Source organism: Selenomonas ruminantium subsp. lactilytica TAM6421 (assembly GCF_000284095.1).
Taxonomy (GTDB): domain Bacteria; phylum Bacillota; class Negativicutes; order Selenomonadales; family Selenomonadaceae; genus Selenomonas_A; species Selenomonas_A lactilytica.
Genome location: NC_017068.1, coordinates 233679 through 257472, shown reverse-complemented (window position 1 = coordinate 257472; position 23794 = coordinate 233679). Strand labels below are relative to the sequence as shown.

The window sequence follows — 23794 nt, the reverse complement described above, 5'->3', positions numbered from 1 at the left end:
TTAACACAGGATTTCATTTCGCGAGACGCTTCGTTATTTTCTCACAAAATTATTATTTCGTTTTTGTGCTCGTTTTTAATACTATATTTCGTTTACAAGAACATACTACTACAAAATTACATGTTGTCAATACGAAATATGATTTTTATTTATTGTTTTTCGTCGTTATTCTTATCGAAAAATACGTTATATCATTTTGCTCCTATGCCCCTTTTCTTTTCCAGCCCCGTCCTGTATAATATTTTACATAGTTAGCGACACGAAGAAGGGACTTCCGAACATGAATAGAGAAGACTATATCAAGGCCCTGATCAAATCCCATGGCTATGCCATGAAGGACTTTGCCAAAATCATCAACATGCCCTATACCACCCTGCTCTCCATCCTCAACGGCTCCATCGGCGGCGCCGCCATGGACAACGTGCTGAAGATCTGCGGGGCCCTCAATATCCGCATCGAGGAACTCAATAATCTGGCCGCCAACGGGGAGGCGGAAAAAAACACCAACGGGGAAACAAAAGGCATCGATCCCCAGCTGTTGAAACTCCTGCAGAAACTGCCCACAGAAAAACAAATTGCCCTGAAACTCCTGTTATCGGATAAATAATAAAAAAGCATGGCATCATGACGATGCCATGCTTTTTATTTATTTTCCCCAAACCCGGGCCATAAATTCATCATACACTTCTTCCAGATGCTGCACCAGCACGCTGAGCATCAATTGGATCATCTTGCTGTCAAAGGTTTCATCCACAAAGGGCAGGCATATATCCAGATATACTTTGCCATCTTCATGGACATAGTACTTAAAACTCTTGTAACGGGCGTTAAGGTCATTCAGATAGGTCTTAATGGGAGCGCGCTTATCCTCGGGCAGGCCGCTGATGATCTGCGTGCGGATTACCGTAAAGATACTGGTATCAATCAGCACAGCCATCGGCAGAATCTGCCCCCGAACCTCAATACGGGAACGGAAGAGCACTGTGGCGTAATCATCATCCATGGATTCCGTGCTGAAGACGCTGATATTGTTCTCCATCAGGAATTCCTGAAATTTGACCGCCTTTTCATTGTTCTCCACACTTTTTTTGGCTTTTCTAGGCATGCATGCACCTCCTCAAAAAGCGAAATAACGGCAGGCATTGTTGTAGCTGATGTCCTCCACCAGTTTGCCCAGCACCTTCATATCCGCCGGATACTCGCCGTTCTCCACCAGATTACCGATGAAGTTGCAGAGGATCCGCCGATAGTACTCATGACGGGAATAGGACAAGATGGAACGGGAGTCCGTCGGCGTGCCGATGGCATTGCCCATTACCGAAATGCTGGCCAATACCCGCAACTGCGCCTCAATGCCTTCTTTATTGTTGTTGAACCACCAGGCTGCCCCCTGCTGTACCTTCCCCAGATACTCCGTCCCGGAAAAGGCCGGCAGCAGCGAGGCAATCACGATATTGTCGGCAGGATTCAGGGAGGAGATGATGGTCTTAGGCAGCTTTCCGTCCTTATCCAATGCGTCAAGGAACTTGGCCAGGGACGGCGCACAGTTATGGGTATCCACCACATCATAGCCGCTGTCCTGTCCCAGAATCGCAAACTGCCGGGAATTCACGTCCCGCAGGGCCGAGAAATGCAGCTGCATGGTCCAGCCCCTCCGGGCATATTCCTGTCCCAGGAACAGGAGAATCGCCGTCTTATACTGCTCCATAGCCAGTTTCGAGGGACTGCCCTTGCCGTTGATCACCTTGCCCACCACATCATCCAGCTCATACTCCCTGGCCGGAGCAAAGGCCATATAGGGCAGGGCATGATCGGCAATCTGGCAGCCATTCTCTGCAAAATAATCCAGCCGCTTCACCAGCGCATCCCGGATGTCCTGCATGGTGGATATATCATCCATATCCGTGACTTCGCCCAGTTCATAGCGCATATAATTATCCCAGCCCTCATCCTCGATATTGAGGATGGGATCTGCCCGGAACGTGGGCAGCACCTTGGCCGGACAGATGCCTTCCGCCTTGATCTTCTTATGCCATTTCAGCTCCGACACAGGATCATCCGTAGTGCAGATCACCTGCACATTGGACTGCCGGATAATGCCCTGCGCCCGCATATCTGCCGACTGCAGCCGCTCATTGCAGATTTCCCAGATCTTTTCCGCATTCTCCCCATTGAGCACCAGATCGCAGTCAAAATACCGCCTGAGTTCCAGATGCGTCCAATGATAGATGGGACTGCCGATAGCCCGGGAAATGCTTTCCGCAAAGTATTGGAATTTCTCCCGAGAGGAAACCTCCGTGCTGGATACACAGCCCTCCGGCACGCCGTTGCTCCTGAGCAGACGCCACTTATAGGTGTCGGTGGCCAACCAGGCTTGGGCGATATTGCGGAATTCCCGGTTCTCGGCAATCTCCCGAGGATTGATATGACAGTGGTAGTCATAGATGGGCATGGGAGCGGCATGTTCGTGATAGAGTGTTTTGGCCGTTTCCGTCTGCAAAAGAAAATCCTTGTCCATGAATGGTTTCATAATCAGCCCTCCCAACTGCCATCAAGCCTTACTGCCTAAAGTGGTCTTATAATACAAAGCTACGCACACTACCGCGAAGAGAATCCCCACCGGATAGGAAATGGCGGTGGACAGCTGCAAGCCTTCCGGAGCCTGCAGGATATAGGTGCAGGAAACGGCCGACATAAAGGTTGCCGGTACGAAGGGAATCTTCCAGGCACCGGAACCCGGTTTCGTGCGATAGAGATAAACGGCACCGGTCCAGAGCACGATCATGGCCAGCGTCTGATTCGTCCAGGAGAAATAACGCCAGATGATGTTGAAGTCCATCTGGGACAGGATACCGCCCACAGCCAGCAGAGGTACAGCAAACATCAGACGCTTCACTGCCTGATTCTGCTCGATGCCGAACCAGTCAGCCAAAGTCAGGCGGGCAGAACGGAAAGCCGTATCGCCGGAAGTAATGGGGCAGGCAATAACGCCCAGCATGGCCAGCACAGCACCAACACCGGAACCCATGAAACCCACGCAGATATCATAAACCACAGTACCGGCACCGCCAGCCTTCATGGCTGCGGCCAGTCCGCCAGTGCCATCATAGAAGGTAACGCCGGCAGCTGCCCAGATCAGGGCGATGATGCCTTCGGAAACCATGGCGCCATAGAATACAGGACGGCCAAGGCGCTCATCCTTCAGGCAGCGGGCCATGATCGGCGACTGGGTGGAATGGAAACCGGAGATTGCGCCGCAGGCTACCGTGATGAACATCAGCGGCCAGATCGGCATCTTTTCCGGCCCCAGCGGATGCAGGTTCTGCAAGGTCATTTCCGGCATGGTATGACCTCCCACGCCGAAGAGCATGCCCCCCATGATGCCCAGGGCCATGACGATAAGGCAGATACCGAACAGGGGATAGAAACGGGCAATCAGTTTATCGATGGGCAGCAGCGTGGCCAGGAAGTAATAGGCCAGCACGCAGGGCAGCACCACTGTTACAGCTACGCCGGTGAGCTTGGCCAGCAGGCCGGCCGGCCCTGTCATGAATACAGTACCGACTAAGACCAGCAGCACCACGGAGAACACGCGCATGATCATCAGCATCGTGGGCCCCATATGGTGACCAACTACCTCGGAGATACTCTTGCCATCCTCGCGCAAGGAAATCATGCCCGACAGGTAGTCATGGACAGCACCGGCAAAAATCGTACCAAAGACAATCCAGAGATATACGCTGGGCCCCCAGATAGCACCACCGAGAGCACCAAAGATTGGGCCAAGGCCCGCAATGTTCAGAAGCTGGATCAGAAATACCTTCCAAGTGGGCAGCGGGATGTAATCCACGCCATCATTATGCACCAACGCCGGCGTCTGCGCATCGGTGGGACCGAACACATTATCCACGATCTTACCATAGATAAAATAACCGCCAATCAGGGCGCACAAAGCCACTAAAAATGTAACCATGAAACTTCACCTCGTTTTACTATTATTACAACAATTGCGAATATTTACCCTGTATAATCTTCTCTGCCCTCCTTTGTGATGAAATTCTATTTGTGCTATACTAAGTTGTATTCGCAATTGAGGCAAAAAATCCTGCCCCATTCGAAAAATTTACCATAAATTTCACGAGGAGGCATTCCCATGGAAGTCCTTTTATTCTTGCTTTTGGGCCTCGGCGTCGGCACCTTCGGTACCTTGGTAGGCATCGGCGGTGGCCTGATCTGCGTGCCCATCTTCATCCTGTTCCTGTCTGCGGGCACAAACCATCCCTTCTTTACCACGGCGGCGCAGATTACAGGTACGTCCCTGGTCATCGTCATGGCCAACGCCCTGTCCGGCACCATCGCCTATATCCGCCAGAAGCGGGTGTATTTCAAGGCAGCCATCCCCTTTGCCCTGGCCACCCTGCCCGGTGCCTTCTTCGGCTCTTATATCGTGGACAAGTTCAACCCGCCCATGCTGAACTTCTACTTCGGCATCTTCCTGTTGTTCATGGCCTCCATCATGTATATGAACACCCGCCGCAAACCGCCGGCAGATGTGCATGAGCTGCCCGCCGGCTTTACCTACAATCGCTGGATTGGCATCATCTCCAGCTTCGGCGTAGGCTTCCTGTCCAGCATCTTCGGCATCGGCGGCGGCGTCATCCATGTGCCCCTGATGATCTATCTCCTGGGCTTCCCGGTGCATATGGCCACTGCCACCTCCCACTTCGTGCTGGCCTGCTCCTCTGCTTTCGGCGTGGTGTCCCATTTCCTGCTGGACCACATCATCTGGATGCCTGCCATCTGCATCTCCATCGGCGCCGCCATCGGTGCCCAGATCGGGGCCAAGATCTCTAAAAAGACAAAATCAAAAGTCATTCTGGCCCTGCTCTCCCTGGCCATGTTTGCCCTGGGCTGCCGCCTGATCCTGATGGGCAGCGTCCAATAACGAACTTCATAATACTGCATGAAAAAACCACCCATACGGGTGGTTTTTTCACATCTGTTCGCTAAATCCATCACATGAATTTCATGGCCTCAGCCTTGGCCAGTTCGTCACAGCGCTCGTTCTGGGCCACGCCCACATGGCCTTTCACCCAGTGGAAGCGCACCTTTTGGCGGGCGAAGGCGGCGTCCAGCTGCTGCCAGAGGTCCTGATTCTTCACCGGCGTGCCGGCAGCCGTCACCCAGCCCTTGCGTTTCCACCCAGCCAGCCAGTTCTTGGTAAAGGCGTTCTTGAGATACTGACTGTCGGTGTAAAGGTCAATGACCGAACCAGGACGGGCAAAGGTCAGCGCCCGCAGCGCTGCCGTCAGTTCCATGCGGTTGTTGGTGGTGGAGGCTTCCCCTTCGTGGAGTTCCGTAAGTCTGCCTTCAATCTGGTCGGCAATCACCGCGGCCCAGCCGCCGGGGCCGTCGGGATTGCGCAGGCAGGAACCATCCGTATAGATGACATAATCCGGCGCATCGTCAAACTGCGCCGCCGGTTCCGGCTGGGGCGCGGCCTGCTTTTTCGGCGCACCGCCGCCATAGGGCGGCACATAGTCCAGATTCAGCCACTTATTGGCCTCATTGGGATCGGTAAATCCCTTGTAGCGGGCCCCCGGGAAGCCATCCACCTGAGCCTTGCACTCTGCCCAGGTGGTGAAAATCCCTGTCTTGCGCCCGTTTCTGACGGCATATACTTTCTTGGCTGCCATAAATTTCTCCCTCAATCACAAAAGCTGCCGCCCCCATAGGAGCGACAGCTTATTCTATTACGACTTAAAATATATCCTTAGCCAGAACGATGGTTTCATCGCGGTTCGGACCAACGGAAACGATGCCCAGCTTGATGCCCGTCACTTCTGCCATGCGTTCGAGATATTTCTTCGCATTTTCCGGCAGATCTTCGTACTTGCGCACCTTGCTGATGCTGGTGTTCCAGCCCTCGAAGGTCTCGTACACCGGTTCAACCTCAGCCAGTACCTTGAGGCTGGCCGGGATTTCGTTGAGGATTTCGCCCTTGTACTTGTAGGCTACGCACATCTTGATTTCCTCGAAGTTGTCGAGAATGTCCAGACGGGTTACAGCCATGTAGTCGATACCGGAAATCAGGCCGGCATAGCGGACCACGCAGGCATCGAGCCAGCCCGTGCGGCGGGGACGGCCCGTAACAACGCCGTACTCATGACCTTCTTCACGGATCTTCTCGCCGATGGCATTGAGCTGTTCCGTGGGGAAGGGGCCTTCACCCACACGGGTGCAGTAAGCCTTGACGATACCCACCACCTTGTCGATCTTGTTGGGAGCCACGCCAGCGCCTACGCCCACACCACCGGAAATGGGGTGGGAAGCCGTAACATACGGATAAGTACCATAGTCGATGTCCAACATCGTAGCCTGAGCACCTTCAAAGAGGATCTTGCGGCCTTCTTTGATTTCATCGTTCAGCAGGGCAATGGTATCGCAGACATAGGGACGCAGACGCTCTGCATAACCCAAGTATTCCTTGAGCACTTCCTCATAGGACAGGGGCTCATGGTCATACAGAAGCTTGAGTTCCTTGTTCTTGATTTCCAGATTTTCCTTGAGGCGCTTGGCGAATTCTTCCTCGTCCATCAGATCGCAGACGCGGATGCCGATGCGGTTGTCACGGTCCATGTAGCAGGGGCCGATACCGCGTTTGGTGGTGCCGATCTTGTTATCGCCACGGGCTTCATCACCGATGCCATCCATCAGGCGGTGGTACGGCAGCACCACATGGGCGCGGTTGGAAATGCGGATGCCGGACAGGTCAATGCCGCGTTCAGCCAGGCCGTCCATTTCCTCCAGCATAACCATGGGATCAAAAGCCACGCCATTGCCCACAATGCAATGGGAACCCTTGAACAGGATGCCGGAGGGCATCAGGCGCAGCTTATAAGCCTCGCCATCTACCATGACCGTATGGCCGGCATTGCTGCCGCCCTGGAAGCGTACTACCGTATCGGCCTGCTGGGCCAGATAATCGACGATTTTACCCTTGCCTTCATCGCCCCACTGGGTACCGGTTACTACTACTGTTGACATATCATACTCTCCTTAAAGCCTTGATTTAAAAATCAAAGTCCGAAACGTTCAAAAATCATATCCACATGACGCAGGAAATACTTGTAATCAAAGCAATCATCGATTTCTTCCTTCGTCAGATACTTCGTGATATCCGGGTCATTTTCCACGCTGGTACGGAAATCCTGACCTTCCATCCAGCGCTTCATGGCGTTGCGCTGTACCCACTTGTAAGCATCTTCACGCAGCACGCCCTTGCTGACCACGCTCAGCATGATGCGCTGGCTGTAGATCAGGCCGCCGGTGCGTTCCATATCGTGGAGCATCTTGTCCGGATAGACCAGCAGCTTATCGATGATGTTCGTGAGCTTACGGGTGCAGTAATCCACGTTGATGGTGCTGTCCGGCAGGATTACGCGCTCAACGGAGGAATGGGAGATATCGCGCTCATGCCAGAGGGTGATATCCTCAAGAGCGGCAACGGCATTGCCGCGCACGAGGCGGGCCATACCGGAGATGCGTTCGCAGTTGATGGGATTACGCTTATGGGGCATAGCAGAAGAGCCCTTCTGCCCCGGGGAGAAATATTCCTCGGCTTCACGGATATCCGTACGCTGCAGGTTGCGGACTTCCGTAGCGATCTTTTCCAGGGTGCTGGATACGATAGCCAGCGTCGTCACGAATTCAGCATGACGATCGCGCTGGATGACCTGAGTTGCCAGAGGAACCGGCGTCAGACCGAGCTTCTTAGCCACGCGCTGCTCGATTTCCGGATCGATGTTGGAGTAAGTGCCAACAGCGCCGGAGAGCTTGCAGACGGAAACCGTCTTTTTCGCATGTTCCACACGGTCGATATCGCGTTCAATTTCCGCACTCCACAGAGCCATCTTCAGACCAAAGGTCATGGGCTCAGCATGGATGCCATGGGTACGGCCAATGCAGGGCGTATGTTTGAATTCCACGGCACGGCGGCGCAGAACCTCGCGGAATTTGCGCAGGTCATCCAGGATGATGTCTGCAGCATCCCGCATCATCATGCAGTAAGCGGTGTCCTTTACGTCGCTGGACGTAAGCCCCTTATGCACATACTTGGAATCTTCACCAACATTTTCGGCGACGTTGGTCAGGAAGGCAATGATATCATGATGGGTAACGGATTCAATTTCCAGAATGCGCTTCACATCGAATTTTGCCTTGGCGCGAATGTTCTTCGCAGCCTCCACCGGGATTTCTCCCAGCTCTGCCATAACATCGCAGGCAGCCAGCTCAACATTCAGGATCTGCTGCCATTCGTTCTCGATGGACCAAAGATGACCCATCTCCGGGTTGGTGTAACGTTCGATCATTAGTGATTTCCTCCTCAGGTTCCTAGCGGCGTCACTGCACCGCGGAAGTGAAAACACGAAAATAAAACTCAAATTGACTGCCCCGCCACATGCGAGTGCCAGCCTCATTTTGAGTTTGGAGAATTTGTTTACAGTTTCCCTTTCTTATAATAGCAAATGCCGGGACAAGTGTCAATAAAGGGATGGGTGCTTTATACAGAAAAATAACCGATCAACGAGTGGTTGACCGGTTATCTGTAAACAATCTCTTTCAAACATTCTCTGCGGCATCCCAGCCCAGCTGCAGGGCCTTCATATTGGCCTCAACAGTATGGGGCGGGACGCGTTTGGCGACGAATTCCTTGACGGTGTCAAATTGCACGAGGCCCGTGATGCGCACCAGCGCACCCAGCGCTACGATATTGGCAAACAGTGCCTTGCCCAACTCCTCCACCGCCAGTTTCGTGATAGGCAGACGCACGACCTTCGGGAAATCCGGCGTTTCCGGCACCAGACTGTCATCCAGGATGAGCAGGCCGTCTTTATGCAAATCGCTGTAATATTTATCCGCAGCCTTCTGCGTCATGGCCAGCACCAGATCCGGCGTCTCCACATGGGGATGGAAGATTGCCTCATCGCTGATGATTACCTCAGCCTTGGAGGCACCACCGCGGGCCTCAGGGCCATAGGACTGGCTCTGGGCTGCTTCTTTTCCCTCGGCTACAGCTGCTTCTGCCAGCAGGATAGCCGCCGTAATCACGCCCTGACCACCGGAGCCGGAGAGTCTTAATTGTTTTTTCATCACTTCGCACCTCCTGCCCGTTCGATAACCTGATCATAGGCCGTATCATAATCCATGGCCGTTGCTTCATAAAGCAGGCCAATGGGGAATTTTTCCGCTGCCACAGCGCCCGGATCGAGCTTATCCCAGGCGGCCTTCATCACGGCATTATCCCGCATCCACTTCATCATATCCGCGGGGCTGCCCAATTTGTTCTTGCGGCCATAGGCCGTGGGGCACTGCACCAGAGCTTCCACGAAGGAGAAACCATGGTTGTCGAAGGCCTTGGCGATCATGTCCGTCAGATGCTGCACATGGTAAGCCGTGGAACGGGCCACATAAGTGGCACCGGCGGCTTCGGCCAGAGCGCAGGCATCGAAGGGACGGTCAACGGAACCATAGGGAGCCGTGGTGGCCTTGCGGCCCGTCGGCGTCATGGGGGATGCCTGTCCCCCCGTCATGCCGTATATATTATTATTGAAGAGAACCACCGTCAGATCCACATTGCGGCGGCAGCCGTGGATGAAGTGATTGCCGCCGATTGCCGTGCAGTCACCATCACCAGTGATAACCACCACATTGAGATCCGGGCGGGCCAATTTGATGCCCGTGGCGAAGGGGATCGCACGGCCATGGGCCGTATGCAGGGTGTCAAAATCCATATAACCCGAAGCACGGGAAGAACAACCGATACCGGATACAATCACCGTATTGTCCTGATTGAGTTCCGGTCTTTTTGCAATGGCCTGCACAATGGCCTTCATGGCAATGCCGTTGCCGCAGCCGGGACACCAAAGGTGCGGGAGGCGATTCTGACGGAAATACTGTTCATATTCTCTTTCCTTTGCCATCAGCCTTCAACCTCCTTTACCATTTCCTGGATACTTGCCAAAATCTCTGCGGGTTCAAACGCCCGCATATTATACTTGCCGCAGAGGCTTACCGGGCAGGCACCATTGGCCGCACGGCGCACCTCATGGACGATCTGTCCATAATTGAGTTCAGCCACTACAATGCCCTTGACCTTCTGAGCCAGTTCGCCGATGACCTTGTCTGCAAAGGGCCAGATGGTCAGCAGGCGTACCAGGCCGACCTTCACGCCAGACGCCCGGGCTTCACGCACGGCCTCATAGGCGGTGCGGGCCGTGCCGCCGAAGGATACCACGGCGTACTCCGCATCTTCCATAAAATAACTTTCCGTATGGATGATTTCCTCACCAGCCCGATCGATCTTCTCATGCAGGCGGCGAATGGAATCCTCCGTGACCTTCGGGCTGCCCACGGGGAAGCCCGTCTCATCATGGATAAGCCCTGTCACATGGATATGATAGCCCTCGCCGAAATCTGCCACATTGGGCACCAGATCTGCTTCCGGCGCAAAGGGCTGATAGCCTTCGGCACGGGTTTTCGTAGGCTTGCGGCGCGGATAGATATCGACCTTCTCCGGCAGTTCCACCTTTTCCCGCAGATGGCCGACCATCTCATCCATCAGCAGCATGACCGGCGTGCGGAAACGCTCAGCGTAATTCACCGCCATCACCGTGGCATCGTAGGTTTCACGGACGCTCCAGGGAGACAGGGCAATCACCGGATGGTCACCATGGGTGCCCCAGCGCACCTGCATCACATCGCCCTGGGAAGGCGCCGTCGGCTGGCCTGTGGAAGGGCCCACACGCTGCACATCCACCAGCACGCAGGGGATTTCCGCACAGGCGGCATAACCGATCAGTTCCTGCTTCAGGGAAAAGCCCGGGCCAGAGGTGGCGTCCATTACCTTGCAGCCAGCTAAGGAAGCACCGAGAATGGCACCCATGGAGGCAATCTCATCTTCCATCTGGATGAACTTGCCGCCAGCCTTCGGCAGGAGTTTCGCCATGGTCTCAGCGATCTCTGTGGAGGGCGTGATGGGATAACCGGCGAAGAAATTCACGCCGGCCGCAATGGCTGCTTCCGCACAGGCTTCATTGCCCTGCATCAATCTTGCTTCACTCATGCCACACCCTCCTTTGCTGCAACTTTATCCACAAATATTGCATAATCCGGACAACGCAGTTCACACTGCCCACAGCCAATACAATCATCCGGATGTGCCACGACAACCTTGCCCAAAGTCGATCCCCAGAACCGACTTTGGGCAAAAAGCCGCGCAGATGCCGCAGCCCTTGCAACGCGCCAACTTGACGCTAATCTCAGCCTTCATGAAAACCCGCCTCCAATTACACAATTAAATATATCAGATTTTACATAGAATCTATGTATATTCGCTATATACTTTTACATCATAGCAGATAACTGTTTAAAAATCCACTATTTTTGTAAATAAACGTAATGTATACATAAACATACAGTTTTCAATCTGTTAATATTAATGTTCGCCATAAAAAGAAAATCTCCCCCATAGAGAAAAAATAATCTCTTTACATTTTTTATGACCTAGTATAAAATTTATCTAGTATGAGCTAACTCTAGTTTTGTCAAAAGAAAGAGGTACGACCATGTTTGTACATGAACTCATTTTGCAGGGAAAACCTGACGCCATGGCCATTGTGGACCATGCGCGCCGCTATACCTATAAAGAAGCACAGGAAGCCGTAAAAAACTGCCGCAACCGTTTATATGCTGCCGGCGTCCGGGAAGGTGACCGGGTGGGCATCTTCTCCCGCAACAGTGCGGATTTCGTCTTTGCCTACATGGGCATCGTGTCCCTGGGGGCCATTGCCGTGCCCATCAACTTCCAGCTGAGCAACCGGGAAATCGCCTACATCATCAAAGACTCCGGCATCCAGACGCTGCTGACCTATCAGCCCCTGAATCTGGTGGATGCACTGGCGGCCCTGCGCTGCGACCTGAAGGTCACCCAATACGACATCAAGACCATCAGCAAGGCGGACAAGAAGGCGGGCGAAGCTCCTGCTCTGCGGGCTGACTTTGACGAACACAAGCCCTGCGTCACCATCTACACCTCCGGCACCACGGGCAACCCCAAAGGCGCTGTGCTGTCCCACCGCAATCTCGTAGCCAACTGCGAACAGATGCGGGACAACGGCATGGGCTGCAAACCGGAACACAATGTGCTCTGCGTGCTGCCCATGTACCATGCCTTCGGCTGGACCTGCTCCGTGCTTTATCCTTTCTTCTGCGGTGCCGAAGTGGTGATCCTGGACTCCTTCACCCCGAAGGAAACCATCGCCGTGATCCGGGAGGAAAAGGTCACCGACCTCTATATCGTGCCCTCCATCTGCAGCCTCCTGACGAAGCTTGCCACCACCGAGGATATGAAATCCCTGCGTCTCGTGGTCAGCGGCGGCACGACGCTGCCCCTGCAGATCCAGCAGGACTTCATCGGCAAGTTCGGCGTGGATATCTGCGAAGGCTACGGCCTGTCCGAGACGGCGCCGGTTGTCACCATGAACCCGCCGGAAAAACCCATTGTGGGCTCCTGCGGCAAGATCGTGCCGGGCATCCAGTGGAAACTCATCGACGCCGAAGGCAAGGATGTGCCCCAGGGTGAAGCCGGCGAACTCATCGTCAAAGGCGAGAACATCATGCTGGGCTACTGGAACCTGCCGGATGTCACCCAGGACGCCATGCGCGGCGGCTGGTTCCATACCGGCGACGTGGCACGGGCCGACGAAGAAGGCTACATCTACATCGTGGATCGCATCAAGGACATGATCATCAGCATGGGCGAGAACATCTACCCCCGCGAGGTTGAGGAGCTGGTTTACCAGTTCCCCGGCATCTTCGAAGCCGCCGTCATCGGCATCGAGGACAAACTCCGCGGCCAGGCCGGCGCCTGCTTCTACAGCACCCACGACGGCAAGGACATCAATGTGCGGGAACTCAAGAAATTCCTGCAGGCCAACCTTGCCCTCTACAAGATCCCCCGGGAATTCCATCTCATGGAAAAACTCCCCCGCACCTCCACCGGCAAGATTGCCAAGCGCATGATCCTCGACGAATTCAACAAGAGCAAAAAGAAATAAATCCGGATAACAAAAAGGCAGCTCGTCATGAGCTGCCTTTTTTGGCGTTATTTGCTTTGGTCGTAGCCGTCTTTGAGATAATCACCCAAAAGTCCGACTTTGAATTTCCCCGGATGACCCTCCGGCAGCCTGTCATTGGCCGTCAGCAGCATATCCAGAGCTTCCGGCGTCCGCTTGGCCGTGGAACTCATATGCATGATAAGGATAGCGCCCTTGCGGACATTTCCCTTTTCATCATGAACAATTCTGTTCATAATGCCCACCAGGGATTGCATAGATACGGCACCATAATCCTCCGTACTGCCGGAACCATTGACGATATAGGTATAACCGGCATTCAGCACCGCCATGGCCCCCTTGCGGCTGACAGCCAGCGTAGGCGGCCGAAGCAGGCGGGTAAGGGCCGGCCGGCCGTTTTCCAGCCGCATATCCCCCACCACGGAGAGCAGTTTGGGATAGGCGGAGCCCACATCTTCCTTGTATTCGTCCTCTTTTTCCACCGGCACCTGATGCCCGCCCTTGTCCTGCACGGTCATCGCCACATGATTATTCGTATGGCAGCCGATCTCATTGCCCTCACTGGCAATAGCCCGCAGGAGATTGGGATTGTTCAGCATATTGCGGGTAATGATGAAGAAGGTTCCATGGACCTGATGCTTGCGCAACACATAGAGCATCTTATTGATGGAATCATCATTGCCCCAGTCGTCAAAGGTCAGGAAAACCGTCCGGGGCGGCGCTGTCTTCACCAGCCCTGTCTTGTCCACCCGGGCCATTTCCGTGCGGGAAAAGCCCAGCATACGGTCACTGGGACCGACTTCCGGTGCGCCGATATAACGGCTGAAGAACATATGAGCAAAATTTTTCGCCGTAACCTGTCCCGTGCCATATTCCGGCTGCATCTCGGTTGGCAAAGCCGCCGTATCCACAGGATAGCGATAAGCCATGGCTTTGTTCCGGTCCACCTCGGCCAAAGAAGAGGTATGATAAGCGGAGTCATTTTCCTCGCCCCGGGCATCCATATCCTCCGGCGCATAGGCGATATTGTCCAGTTTCTGCGTTTTGATTGCCCGCAGCATATCTGCCGCCAACGCGTCATTCGTATAGAAATCTGTGCGCATATAGACGATTTCCCCACGATTGAGGGAGGTAGTCCATTTGCCGAAGATCTGAGGCATGACCTCCGCAGGGCTGCGGGCATCCTTATGCTTGGACTGCACCACATTGAGCCCCTGCCCCACCAGGGTACAGCCCATAGCGGAAACAGCTTCTTCCATAGCCGCTTGATTGCCGCCGCCGGACATGATGCGGACAAAGCGGCTGTCCACGCCAAAATTGTCCCGCAGGGCCTGCTGCAGCCGCTGGATCTGGGCACAGTAATCCTGGAAGCCGCCGGTCTTCGTGGGGACCAGCCCCATGGCCAGATCCTGCCCATAGTTTCGGATCAGCTGCACATTGGCCAGATTCCGCTGCAGCTCTCGCTCCGTGACGAAAAACGTCCCACGCATCTTTTCCGCGGCCATATAATCCAGGATATTCCGCAGGGGAACCTGCCGGGAAAGGCCGCCGAAGGTAAAGATCACCGTTTTTTCTGTCGTGGTCAAAAAGCGCTGCACTGCAGCCCGCCGCCCGCCATTCTGGGCCTGCAGATCTGCCCATGCAGGTGCAGCCTGGACAAGGGCCGGTGCAGCCACCAGCCACAATCCTGCCAGGAGCGCAGCCGCCCCTCTGCCCAGGAAGTTATTGCTATACATATATCTCTCCTTAATAAACTCACTTCATCCTGATACCTTTGACATGGCAATTGCCGCCCAACCGCCAAAGGCTGATATCCGTAATACCTTCATCCGCCGCAGCCTTTATCCAGGCATTGATGGTTTCACTGTCCGCATACCAAAGCTCATAGCTATGGCCCTTTTCCTGCCAGGAAAAATGCAGGGCCCAGCTTTCCTCGTCCCGCTCCGGGGTTCCATTATGGGCCTTGACCATTGCTGCCGCCTCCACCTCATCCACGAAGCGGGCAGCCCCCTTTTTCAGGCCCAGCAGGCCGTAATCTTCCCACAGACAACCGCCTGTGGCCAAAGCCACGCCTTTTCGCCCGGGAATGGCGGCCATCTTCTGTATGGTCCTGCGGATAAAAGCCCCATCGGCCTTGGGACCGGGGCCGCTATGACGGCCATGCAGATTATAAAGCATCACCACATATTCTGGCCCCTTGCAAAGTCCGGCGTCCATGGGCATGCCCGGTTCCAGCACAATGCGCAGGTCAAGATTTTCCCTGAGGCAGGCCGCAGACAGCTTATAGGTCAGGGACAAATAACCCTGCAGCAAAGACTTATCCTTATAAAAGGCTTCATAATCCAGCTCAAGCCCATTGCAATCCGCTTCTTTGGCGGCGGCAATCATTTCCCGGACTGCCGACTCCTTATGCTCATCATCAGCCAGCAGACGCCGCAAAAGCGCCTGATCCTTGGCGTGCTTTCTGCCCGTTTTATCCTGCCAATCATTGGCCACGGAAAGATACCGTTTTGCCTGGCCCTCCTTGCGGGCCGCCTTGGCAAAAGCCCGGACCTCCGCAGGAACGGTCAGTTTGTCATCCTGATCATAACTGGCCGTAAAGCAGGATACCCCCGCCAGATGATGCTTCAGTTGTCTGTATTCCTCTGTCCCCCGCTGACTGTCCCAATCGGCCACCCAGGCGGACAATTCCACCGGCGGATGGTCACCGGGTTTCAGGGCAGCGCCCTGGGCACAGCCCGCAGACAATGTCAGAACCAGCAGCAAGGCCAGCAGATACGTATATTTTCTCATGTATGCAAATCTCCTCAAGCGTGACGCAGGAACCAGAACAGCACCCTGTCCCAAAGTTCCCCGGCCTGAAAGACGAACTTATCCCAACCGGAAAACTCCGTGGTGAACAGGACTTTCTCCTTGTCCTTCCCCGTATTGGTGGTAACGGTGAACTTATCAAACACCGCGTCATAGACATCATCGGCCAGATTCCGCTGACTCCAGGCCTCACCCTGCCAGGATGCACCCAAAAAGATGCTGCCATGACCGGTGTCGCTGACCGTCAGTTCCTCAGGAATCTGCTTATCATCCAAGGTCAGGATAAGCCTGTCCCCCTTGAGATCAATGACCAGTTTATGGTCGCCACGGCGGTGAAAGCTCTGGCTGTGCTCATAAGGCTCCGCCCCATCAGCAACGGTTGCTGCCGGAATGGCTTCGCGGTTCTTGGCCCGGCCGTAATATTCTTCCGCCTGCTCCTTGGTAGTTGCATAGCGGGCAAAGGCCGTGTTTTCCTGAATTTCTGCCTCTTTTTTATTCTCCTCCACCGATGGGATCTTCTCCCCCAGGATGACGGGGATCTTTTCCTTATACAGATCACGCCGCACACCGCCCAGCTTCTCAAATACCACCAGCTGGTCATTCAGCAGTTCCACACACAGGCAGTTATCCCTGCCGGCATCGCTTCTGAGGAATATCTGCTGGGCGCCAAAGGCATTGCCCAGCAATTTGGTGGAAATCTTCAGATCCGGCAGGCTGCTGCTTTCCCGGACTTCGGCCAAAGCCTCGCCTTCCGGCAGGGTGGTCAGGGTGTAGGTTTCCTTGTCGACTTCCGCCGCACCGGTGATGAGATTCCAGTTATTCTGCCGGTCGGTATCACCGGTCACAAACTCAATGGGCGTATTGATATCATACTTGATGCGCATCAGCAAATGATTGATGGACCAATAAGGCTGCGGCTGCATGCGCGTCAGATCATAGAGGCTGCTGTTCCGCTGATTGAAGCAATAGCCTTCCCGGTTGAAGGCCATGGGGAACAACTCCCGGATCCACTTCTCATTCACGGCACTGACAGCAGGATTATTGGCAAACTTGCCCGTATTGCCATGCATATGCACATAAGCCCCGGGAACTTTGCCCAAATTGCTGCTGTAGACATCCTTTAATTTTTCGTAGTCATAGCTTATGCGCCGCTTCATATGCCCGTAGCTTTCCTTGGGCACGCCATTCTTATCCCGGATGTAATCCATGAGATAATGGTTGTAATCCCGTTCCAGATACGGCGTCAGCATGGCATAGCGCAGGGGATCGATCTCCCCGATATAATTATGATAGCGGTCAAAGACATTGATGTACTCCAGCCGGTAGCCATTGGTTCCCAGTTCCCAATAGGTCGAGTCCTCCAGCTCCTCCAGCTCCGAAGGCTTCAGAAATTTCAGATCATGGGACTCCACATTTTCCCCGTAGCTCATCATACTGGCCTTGAAATTGAGTTTTTCCAAGATCGGCTGGGCAAAGATAGCCGTATCCCGGCGTCCATCCTCAAACATCAGGAACAGGGCTTTTTCCGGCAGAGGACGTCCCTGCTGATAGTAATCCTTGATATCCTGCTGGGTGATGGTGACAAAGCCCTGGCGCTTCAGTTCCTGCAAGTGCTTCTCCAGCTGCTTCTGCCCGATAAGGGTGGATGTGTCACCGATATGGTCTACACCGAAATAGGACAGAGCCACAAAGCCCGTATCCTTATCACTGGCCGTCACCGCATTGTGGTCATAGGGCTTGTAAGTGTCCAGACTGTAGAACATATTATAGACTGCAAAGGCCAGCAGGGCCACCACGATGATTTCCCCAATTACCCGCAGACGTTTCCACCGATTCTTGCGCCGGGAAAAAGCCTCATCCCCCAGCGCCAAAATGCGGTTATCCCGGCTCTCCTTATGCTTCATGCCGTTTCTTTTCCTTCCTTTCCTTCTTGCGGCGCTCCTTTTCCATCTCTTCCAGATCTGCCGGTGTCAACCGGGTTCCCCAGGTGGATTTCCAGAAGGTGAACCAGGCCACTGGCATCTGCCAGAGCAATACGGCTTCGTAATAGAGGCAGAACCACATGCCGAAGATCCAGGTGGTGCTGCGCCGCAGGAACAGCTGCGCCATGCTCATCAGCAGGGCCATCAGCAGCATGCCCACCATAAAGGTCACGGGAAACACCCGATGCATGACCGGCACATAGATGAGGTTATAGAGCACGATGACAGGCGCCGCAATGGGCACCGCCAGTCCCATGTAAAAACTCAGGGACATGAAGGGCTCCTTTTTCCAGATATAGCGGGCCCCGATCAGGGATTCCCGCAGCCAGGAACGCTTCCAGCGCATCTGCTGCTTGAGGAACATGGTATAGGAATTGGGCACAATGGTCCGGCACACCGCCGTATCCTGATAGGTGGTGCGATTATGCCGCAGGATGAAGTTCGTCATGCTGCGGTCGTCGCCAAAGGTGGCCTTCTGGCCCAAAAACTTCTGGTTCAGCCAGGCATCCGCATATTTCAGCACCAGATCCCGCCGATAGCAGGACAAGGGCCCGGACAGACAGGTCACGGCATCAAAATAGCTTTCCGCGGCCTTCATGACACGGAAGGCAATGTAATAACGCACCGACTGCATCATGGTCAGGGCATTGGTGTAGGTGTTGGCCACATCCGTACGCCCGGAAACGCCGCCCATCTCCTTGTCCCTGAAGGGCTGGACAAGATTGCGGACGGCAAAGGGCTCCAGAAAGCTGTCTGAATCCACGAAGACCAGCAGTTCATGCCGGGCTTCCGTGGCCCCCAGAGCCATAGCCTCCCGCTTGCCCTGATTGTAGGGCTGGACCAGATAGCGTATGCGATCCGCCATATGATAGCCCCCCGCCTCCGTATCCGCAGCCTTGATTTCCTCAATGGCTTCCCGGATGCGATCCACCGAATGGTCATTGGAGTGATCGTCCACCACGATAACCTCCAGCTTATCCGCCGGATAATCCTGGTTGATACAGCTCCGGATGGTATTCTGTATCCAGTTCTCTTCATTGAAACAGGGGATGATGACCGTAACCCCCGGCGTAAAGTCGGGATCGATCTCCACTGGCCGGTAAAAGCTGGCAATGAAATAGCGGGACAGCAGGAAGGTGGCCGCAATGATGCTGTAGAGATACAGCCAGCGGTTGAAACGGAAATAAACCACCGACTCCGCCCGCATCAGCACGATGACCAGCGCAATGACACCCAGACAGAAAGCCGATGCCGCCAGCAGATAACGCTGGCGCTTGTCCGTCGCGTATTGGGCCAGCGTCTTGGCAAATTCCACGCCGCACAGGACGCTGCCGTCCGCCTGTTCATCTACGCGTATGCACTCAGCCTTCAGCCCTTTGATCTTCATTTCATAGCCTTCCGGCATAGAGCCCGGCGTGATTTCAAAGGTCAGCGTGACGCTGTCCGCAGCCTGCAGCGGGCACTCCTTGGCCGCTGCCAGCCTGAGCAGCATCCCCGTGGCACTGATATCCACGGCCTGAGCTGTAAGGGTACGCTCCCTGCCATCATGGCGGCAGGACAGCTTCACCTCGTAATCCACCAGATAGCGCTGGCCTTGTTTATCCGCCTGTTGGAACTTCTTATAATCTTCCCCCTCTGCTGCGTCATCCACGCCTCCGCGGCGGTCATGGTTGCTTCTCTCGCCGGAATCATCCGGCACATAGGACAGCAGACGGCGGTCCGGTTTCTCCCGGCAGAGTACATCCCTGCGGGGCTTATTCATCGAGATCATTGCTTATTGCCTCCTTGGCTTTTGGGCTGCGGCAGGGGAAAATCGGCAGGAATATAATGGATCTTGCGGAACTGATTGACAAAAACAGCCTGCAGGCCGCGCCGTTCCAGAGCCGTCAGCAGCAGATCCAGTTCCGTGGCCAAATCTGCCTGGGGCGGTATCACCGCGCTCTGGTCATCCTTGATGGTAGGCTTCATATCCACAGCCGGTTTTTCCTCCCGCACAGCAGCGTCATTGGCTTTCTGCTCCACCGGACGGCTGACGGGAATGGCAATGATACTGCCTTTGGCAATCGTGCCCACATAAGCATCAGCCGCCGCCAGATCATGGATATGTCCCGGCTGGAAGCGCACATTCTCCTTGACGGCGTATTCCAGGCCCGCCGCCCGCACAGACTTCAGCAGATCATCCGTATAGACCGTGCGGGGCGCACGGAACAGATTCGGCGTCAGCGGATCATGCATGGCCACAGCCTTCTGGGCCCGGCAGATTTCCCGCAGCTGCTCTTCCACCGGCCGTTTTTCGATGGCGGCAAGGCCCACATAGGTGTAGTTGCCCACCTCCTGCCCGGCCTGCCGGATAAGCTTCATGACCTCCGGCGTATCGGCCACATTCTCTCCTTCCACGAAGAAAACAGCCGCCGCATTATGCTTGGCCAGCACATCCAGCAACCGGGCCGCCAAAGGCCGCTCAGGCATGCCGTCAAAGACCAGCGCCACCTTGTCCGAACCATCCTGCAGGGTGGTGATCACCTCCGCCGGCTTTATATCCGGCTCCTGCCGTTTGGCCACAGCCGCCTCAATCTCATCCCCGGCCAGATAATTCTTGGTCAGGTCCGTTATATCGGGAATGAATTCCGTTTTCTCCACGACATTGTCGCGGATATAGATAAGAACACCAACCACCACGGCCAGACAGAGAAAAACCATCAAACCGAGTTTCTTGAAATTCACGGTACTAATAAACCTCCCTGTCTTACAGACACCAATAGGTGTAGCCGGCTTCTTCCGCAGCCTCCCGCCCATAGATGCTCTTTACATCAATCAGTATCGGATCTTCATCCTTGCGATAGAGCGACCGCCATTCCGCCAGCGTATGCTGACGATAGGCCTCATGCGCCACCAAAAGCACCAGGCAGTCAGCATTATGGATCTCGTCCTCCTCCACGAGTTCGATTCCATATTCCCGCTGGAAATCCTGACGATCCGCCAGAGGATCAGCGGCCTTGACCTTGAGGCCGTATTCCCGCAGATCGTTGTAAATATCCACGGATCGGGAATTGCGGGTATCCGGACAGTTCTCCTTGAAGGTCATGCCCAGCAGGTAGATATTGGCATTGGAAGCATCCACACCGGACCGCAGCAGCACCTTGACCACCTCATTGGCCACGAATTTTCCCATGTCGTTATTGATGCGGCGGCCGGCAGAGATCATCTGGGAATGACGGTTGAGATTTTCCGCCTCATAGATGAAATAATAGGGATCTACGCCGATGCAGTGGCCGCCCACCAGCCCGGGGCGGAAGCCCAGCGCATTCCATTTGGTATCCATGGCCTTGGCCACATCCTCCGTATCGATGCCCATCTCATGGAATACCATGGACAGCTCATTCATAAAAGCGATATTGATATCCCGCTGGGTATTTTCCACCAGCTTGGCCGCCTCGGCCACACGGATGGAGGAGGCTTTGTAGATATGGTCGATGATGGAGCCGTAGACATCCGCTACATCCTGCAGGGCATCCGCATCCTCTGCCGACACGATTTTCGTGATATTCTGCAGGCGGTGTTTCTTGTCACCGGGATTGATGCGTTCCGGCGAATACCCGATCTTGAAATCCTGATTGTCGGACAGATCTTCCAGCAGCGGGCGGCAGATATCCTCCGTCACGCCAGGGTATACCGTGGACTCATAGACCACAATGCTGTCCTTGGCCAGCTGACGGGCCACTGTCTCCGTAGCCCCCTTCACCGGAGCCAGATCCGGCGTCTTATCCCCGTTTATGGGTGTAGGCACCGCAATGACGATAAAGGAGGCCTCCTGCAGGCGCTTTGGATCCGTGGTGAACTCTATGGCAGAATTTTGCAGGACTTTGTCTCCAATCTCCGCCGTAACATCATGCCCCTGCTTATACCTCTCAATCTTGCGCTCGTTACGGTCAAAACCGATAACGGAGAATTTCTCCGCAAAGGCAGCAGCCAACGGCAGGCCCACATAGCCCAGCCCCACAACTGCCAGTTTCGTTTCCCTGTTTTCCAGTTTTTGAAGCATATCCATATTTTACAAAGCATCCTTTCAATAAAGACATCAGAAATCATTCCCGATAGTTCTTGAAGTACTTGGTTACCGAGCCCCAGATGGTGTTGCTGCTATGACCGATATCAAGATCCTGCAGATGATAAAGTTCCAAGCCCAGCGACCAATCATCCGGCAGATTATAATTACAGCCCCAGCCCCAGCCTTTAAAGCCGCCGCGGCCGCTCATGGCACCAGCCATGCCGTTCATCGTGTGATTTACATATGTGCTCCGGGGCTGATAGTAGTACTTGAGCCAGCTGTTATAGGTATAGGGACGCCAGCTGTTCTGGGGCGCATAGGCCAGCGAGAATACATAGCCGGTCCTGCCGTCATTGCCGCTTTCCCGGCCGCGCAGCAGCATGCCCCCAAGATCAAAGATGCCCAGATTATGATGATAATTGCCCATGTAAATATACTGCTTCTGGTCATTGTCATAGGCAAAATGATAATACGCAGCGCCCACTTTATAAGCAGCACTCTCATAATCTGCAGCGAGGTCATATGTATGCTTCATGCCCTCATAATCTGCCTTGCCCGCTTCCAGCGTATAACGGACCGGCTTGCCGGCAGCCAGGCGCACCCCTTCGAACTTGCTGTCATAGATATTACCTTCGGCCATCAAGCTGCCAAAAGCCCCGATATCCGTCTGAACCTGACCGATATTGCCGCTGACATAATAGCGGTCAAAATTGACTTTGCCGTCCTTGCTATACTTCGGCCCGGACAAAGCTTTCTGCCATTCCACCATGCCTTTGATATGCCAGTTGTTGTCGATATTGTAATCCGGGTAAAGCCGCACCCTGGCGCGGGTGCGTGTTCCCTGGCCATGGTCTCCGCTGGACCGGCCGGAATCCACTCGCAGTTCCGTATCCAGCTTGAAGGCCTGATCAGGGACATCTTTGACGGGCAGATTGGAAGCCAGCTGCTGACGGGCACTAATCTTGTCCAGACTGCCGTTTGCCTCCAGCTCCGGCAGGAACTCCGCCCGCAATCTGCCCGCATTTTCCAAAACCGCATTCTGTTCGGATTTATCGGGCAATTCTGTCCCACTGGAACTGCCATCAGCTCCGTTCAAGGAAGTCAGCAGACTCTCCTGCTTCTTCCGGGCATATTCCAACATCCTGCTCCGCTGTTTCACCCGGCTTTGGGCTTCCGCATAATCCCGGGCCGCGTATTCCAGCCCGGCCTGAGCTTCATCATTCTTGGCCTTCAGGGGCTCCATGACCTCCAAACGGTTCTGCCCCTGCAGGGAGCGGCGCAGATACATCTCTGCTGCCCGGGCAGCCTTCGCCTTGGCAGTTCCACAGCGTTTCACAGCCACCGCTTCCTGTTCTTGGGCCAACTTCAATTCCACTTCGTCCATCACCAGCAGACGAGTAATGCGGGCATACTCATCAGCCAGCGTACCCGTGCGGTTTTTTTCCACCGCGTTTAGGGCCTTGCCCACCATAACACTCAGCTCCTGCCGGGAATAATTTCCCAACGGTCGGGACGGCAGTTCCAGATAACCTTCGGCCGCCAGTTCCAGCATGGAATCATAGACCCAGGGCTGGATCTGCGCCGGGGCAGCCCCTACTGCAGACAAAGGCAGCTCCACACTGAAAAAAACAGCCCCCAGCAAACATCTTCTTGCCCTGATGATTAGGGGAATACCATGATTTCTCGATGTCCTCATTGACAATTTCGACAATCCTTTCAAACTTCCATAACTTACTTATCCAAATATAATAAAAAAAAATAATATCTGTATTCTAAGCACCAGTTATCATAAAGTCAATTGATTTTGCTGACTTTTT

General features: G+C 54.5%; 19 protein-coding genes and 1 pseudogene. 3 read left to right on the top strand and 17 right to left on the bottom strand.

Going from position 1 to position 23794, the window contains the following annotated elements; all coding sequences use genetic code 11:
* Window positions 1–280: 280 nt before the first annotated feature.
* Window positions 281–607, top strand: a complete 327-nt coding sequence (locus SELR_RS01210) for a helix-turn-helix domain-containing protein (protein ID WP_014423373.1) — start codon at window positions 281–283, stop codon at window positions 605–607.
* 39 nt (window positions 608–646) lie between these two features.
* On the opposite strand, the gene SELR_RS01205 is transcribed toward SELR_RS01210, so the two are convergent.
* The 3 genes from SELR_RS01205 to SELR_RS01195 are packed head-to-tail and all read right to left on the bottom strand — an operon-like array spanning window position 647 to window position 3973.
* The gene (locus tag SELR_RS01205; RefSeq protein ID WP_014423372.1) at window positions 647–1105 is read right to left on the bottom strand and encodes a type III secretion system chaperone family protein; all 459 of its coding nucleotides are present in this window, start codon (window positions 1103–1105) and stop codon (window positions 647–649) included.
* A gap of 12 nt (window positions 1106–1117) precedes the next feature.
* The gene (gene uxaC / locus SELR_RS01200) at window positions 1118–2530 is read right to left on the bottom strand and encodes a glucuronate isomerase (protein ID WP_014423371.1); all 1413 of its coding nucleotides are present in this window, start codon (window positions 2528–2530) and stop codon (window positions 1118–1120) included.
* Window positions 2531–2551: 21 nt separating this feature from the next.
* Complete coding sequence (locus SELR_RS01195) at window positions 2552–3973, bottom strand: carbon starvation CstA family protein (RefSeq protein ID WP_014423370.1); 1422 nt, start codon at window positions 3971–3973, stop codon at window positions 2552–2554.
* 180 nt (window positions 3974–4153) lie between these two features.
* On the opposite strand from SELR_RS01195, the gene SELR_RS01190 reads away from it, so the two are divergent.
* Entirely contained in the window at window positions 4154–4945 is a 792-nt protein-coding gene (locus tag SELR_RS01190; RefSeq protein ID WP_014423369.1) for a sulfite exporter TauE/SafE family protein, read from the top strand.
* Window positions 4946–5015: 70 nt separating this feature from the next.
* Here SELR_RS01190 and rnhA read toward each other — a convergent pair whose 3' ends face one another.
* The 7 genes and pseudogenes from rnhA to SELR_RS01155 all read right to left on the bottom strand — a co-directional run bounded on the left by rnhA (window position 5016) and on the right by SELR_RS01155 (window position 11332).
* Window positions 5016–5696, bottom strand: a complete 681-nt coding sequence (gene rnhA, locus SELR_RS01185; protein WP_014423368.1) for a ribonuclease HI — start codon at window positions 5694–5696, stop codon at window positions 5016–5018.
* A gap of 64 nt (window positions 5697–5760) precedes the next feature.
* Window positions 5761–7047 (bottom strand): adenylosuccinate synthase, encoded by a 1287-nt coding sequence (locus tag SELR_RS01180; protein ID WP_014423367.1) that lies wholly within the window; start codon window positions 7045–7047, stop codon window positions 5761–5763.
* A gap of 32 nt (window positions 7048–7079) precedes the next feature.
* Window positions 7080–8372 (bottom strand): adenylosuccinate lyase, encoded by a 1293-nt coding sequence (gene purB, locus SELR_RS01175; protein ID WP_014423366.1) that lies wholly within the window; start codon window positions 8370–8372, stop codon window positions 7080–7082.
* Window positions 8373–8622: 250 nt separating this feature from the next.
* Window positions 8623–9153: a 2-oxoacid:acceptor oxidoreductase family protein gene (locus SELR_RS01170; protein WP_014423365.1), complete on the bottom strand. Its 531-nt coding sequence runs from the start codon at window positions 9151–9153 to the stop codon at window positions 8623–8625.
* Window positions 9153–9983: a thiamine pyrophosphate-dependent enzyme gene (locus SELR_RS01165; RefSeq protein WP_014423364.1), complete on the bottom strand. Its 831-nt coding sequence runs from the start codon at window positions 9981–9983 to the stop codon at window positions 9153–9155. Before SELR_RS01165 ends, SELR_RS01170 begins: the two co-directional genes overlap by 1 nt.
* Window positions 9983–11125, bottom strand: coding sequence for a 2-oxoacid:acceptor oxidoreductase subunit alpha (locus SELR_RS01160; protein ID WP_014423363.1), 1143 nt, complete (start codon window positions 11123–11125; stop codon window positions 9983–9985). The genes SELR_RS01165 and SELR_RS01160 overlap by 1 nt, the downstream gene beginning before the upstream one ends.
* A pseudogene (locus tag SELR_RS01155) lies at window positions 11122–11332 on the bottom strand (4Fe-4S binding protein). Before SELR_RS01155 ends, SELR_RS01160 begins: the two are co-directional and overlap by 4 nt.
* A 295-nt stretch (window positions 11333–11627) precedes the next feature.
* Here SELR_RS01155 and SELR_RS01150 point away from each other — a divergent pair.
* Window positions 11628–13118, top strand: coding sequence for a class I adenylate-forming enzyme family protein (locus tag SELR_RS01150; RefSeq protein WP_014423361.1), 1491 nt, complete (start codon window positions 11628–11630; stop codon window positions 13116–13118).
* Window positions 13119–13165: 47 nt separating this feature from the next.
* Here the strand turns inward: SELR_RS01150 and SELR_RS01145 are convergent, their stop codons facing one another.
* The 7 genes from SELR_RS01145 to SELR_RS01115 are packed head-to-tail and all read right to left on the bottom strand — an operon-like array spanning window position 13166 to window position 23583.
* A complete protein-coding gene (locus SELR_RS01145) occupies window positions 13166–14872 on the bottom strand; it encodes a polysaccharide deacetylase family protein (RefSeq protein WP_014423360.1) in 1707 nt (568 codons plus the stop codon).
* Window positions 14873–14891: 19 nt separating this feature from the next.
* A complete protein-coding gene (locus SELR_RS01140) occupies window positions 14892–15929 on the bottom strand; it encodes a glycoside hydrolase family 18 protein (protein ID WP_014423359.1) in 1038 nt (345 codons plus the stop codon).
* Window positions 15930–15943: 14 nt separating this feature from the next.
* Window positions 15944–17851, bottom strand: a complete 1908-nt coding sequence (locus SELR_RS01135) for a polysaccharide deacetylase family protein (RefSeq protein WP_014423358.1) — start codon at window positions 17849–17851, stop codon at window positions 15944–15946.
* Complete coding sequence (locus SELR_RS01130) at window positions 17841–19700, bottom strand: glycosyltransferase (protein WP_014423357.1); 1860 nt, start codon at window positions 19698–19700, stop codon at window positions 17841–17843. Before SELR_RS01130 ends, SELR_RS01135 begins: the two co-directional genes overlap by 11 nt.
* Window positions 19697–20653, bottom strand: a complete 957-nt coding sequence (locus tag SELR_RS01125) for a polysaccharide deacetylase family protein (RefSeq protein WP_065813987.1) — start codon at window positions 20651–20653, stop codon at window positions 19697–19699. Before SELR_RS01125 ends, SELR_RS01130 begins: the two co-directional genes overlap by 4 nt.
* A gap of 22 nt (window positions 20654–20675) precedes the next feature.
* Window positions 20676–21977 (bottom strand): nucleotide sugar dehydrogenase, encoded by a 1302-nt coding sequence (locus SELR_RS01120; RefSeq protein WP_014423355.1) that lies wholly within the window; start codon window positions 21975–21977, stop codon window positions 20676–20678.
* 37 nt (window positions 21978–22014) lie between these two features.
* The gene (locus SELR_RS01115; protein ID WP_158645762.1) at window positions 22015–23583 is read right to left on the bottom strand and encodes a translation initiation factor IF-2; all 1569 of its coding nucleotides are present in this window, start codon (window positions 23581–23583) and stop codon (window positions 22015–22017) included.
* Window positions 23584–23794 lie beyond the last annotated feature (211 nt).

Excerpts from the sequence above, each read along its gene's own strand:
- SELR_RS01210 (WP_014423373.1), top strand. The coding sequence starts at position 281 with ATGAATAGAGAAGACTATATCAAGGCCCTGATCAAATCCCATGGCTAT.
- SELR_RS01140 (WP_014423359.1), bottom strand. The coding sequence starts at position 15,929 with ATGAGAAAATATACGTATCTGCTGGCCTTGCTGCTGGTTCTGACATTG.
- SELR_RS01170 (WP_014423365.1), bottom strand. The coding sequence starts at position 9,153 with ATGAAAAAACAATTAAGACTCTCCGGCTCCGGTGGTCAGGGCGTGATT.
- uxaC (WP_014423371.1), bottom strand. The coding sequence starts at position 2,530 with ATGAAACCATTCATGGACAAGGATTTTCTTTTGCAGACGGAAACGGCC.
- SELR_RS01145 (WP_014423360.1), bottom strand. The coding sequence starts at position 14,872 with ATGTATAGCAATAACTTCCTGGGCAGAGGGGCGGCTGCGCTCCTGGCA.
- SELR_RS01130 (WP_014423357.1), bottom strand. The coding sequence starts at position 19,700 with ATGATCTCGATGAATAAGCCCCGCAGGGATGTACTCTGCCGGGAGAAA.
- SELR_RS01180 (WP_014423367.1), bottom strand. The coding sequence starts at position 7,047 with ATGTCAACAGTAGTAGTAACCGGTACCCAGTGGGGCGATGAAGGCAAG.
- SELR_RS01195 (WP_014423370.1), bottom strand. The coding sequence starts at position 3,973 with ATGGTTACATTTTTAGTGGCTTTGTGCGCCCTGATTGGCGGTTATTTT.
- SELR_RS01160 (WP_014423363.1), bottom strand. The coding sequence starts at position 11,125 with ATGAGTGAAGCAAGATTGATGCAGGGCAATGAAGCCTGTGCGGAAGCA.
- rnhA (WP_014423368.1), bottom strand. The coding sequence starts at position 5,696 with ATGGCAGCCAAGAAAGTATATGCCGTCAGAAACGGGCGCAAGACAGGG.
- SELR_RS01135 (WP_014423358.1), bottom strand. The coding sequence starts at position 17,851 with ATGAAGCATAAGGAGAGCCGGGATAACCGCATTTTGGCGCTGGGGGAT.
- SELR_RS01165 (WP_014423364.1), bottom strand. The coding sequence starts at position 9,983 with ATGGCAAAGGAAAGAGAATATGAACAGTATTTCCGTCAGAATCGCCTC.
- SELR_RS01150 (WP_014423361.1), top strand. The coding sequence starts at position 11,628 with ATGTTTGTACATGAACTCATTTTGCAGGGAAAACCTGACGCCATGGCC.
- SELR_RS01205 (WP_014423372.1), bottom strand. The coding sequence starts at position 1,105 with ATGCCTAGAAAAGCCAAAAAAAGTGTGGAGAACAATGAAAAGGCGGTC.
- purB (WP_014423366.1), bottom strand. The coding sequence starts at position 8,372 with ATGATCGAACGTTACACCAACCCGGAGATGGGTCATCTTTGGTCCATC.
- SELR_RS01190 (WP_014423369.1), top strand. The coding sequence starts at position 4,154 with ATGGAAGTCCTTTTATTCTTGCTTTTGGGCCTCGGCGTCGGCACCTTC.
- SELR_RS01120 (WP_014423355.1), bottom strand. The coding sequence starts at position 21,977 with ATGGATATGCTTCAAAAACTGGAAAACAGGGAAACGAAACTGGCAGTT.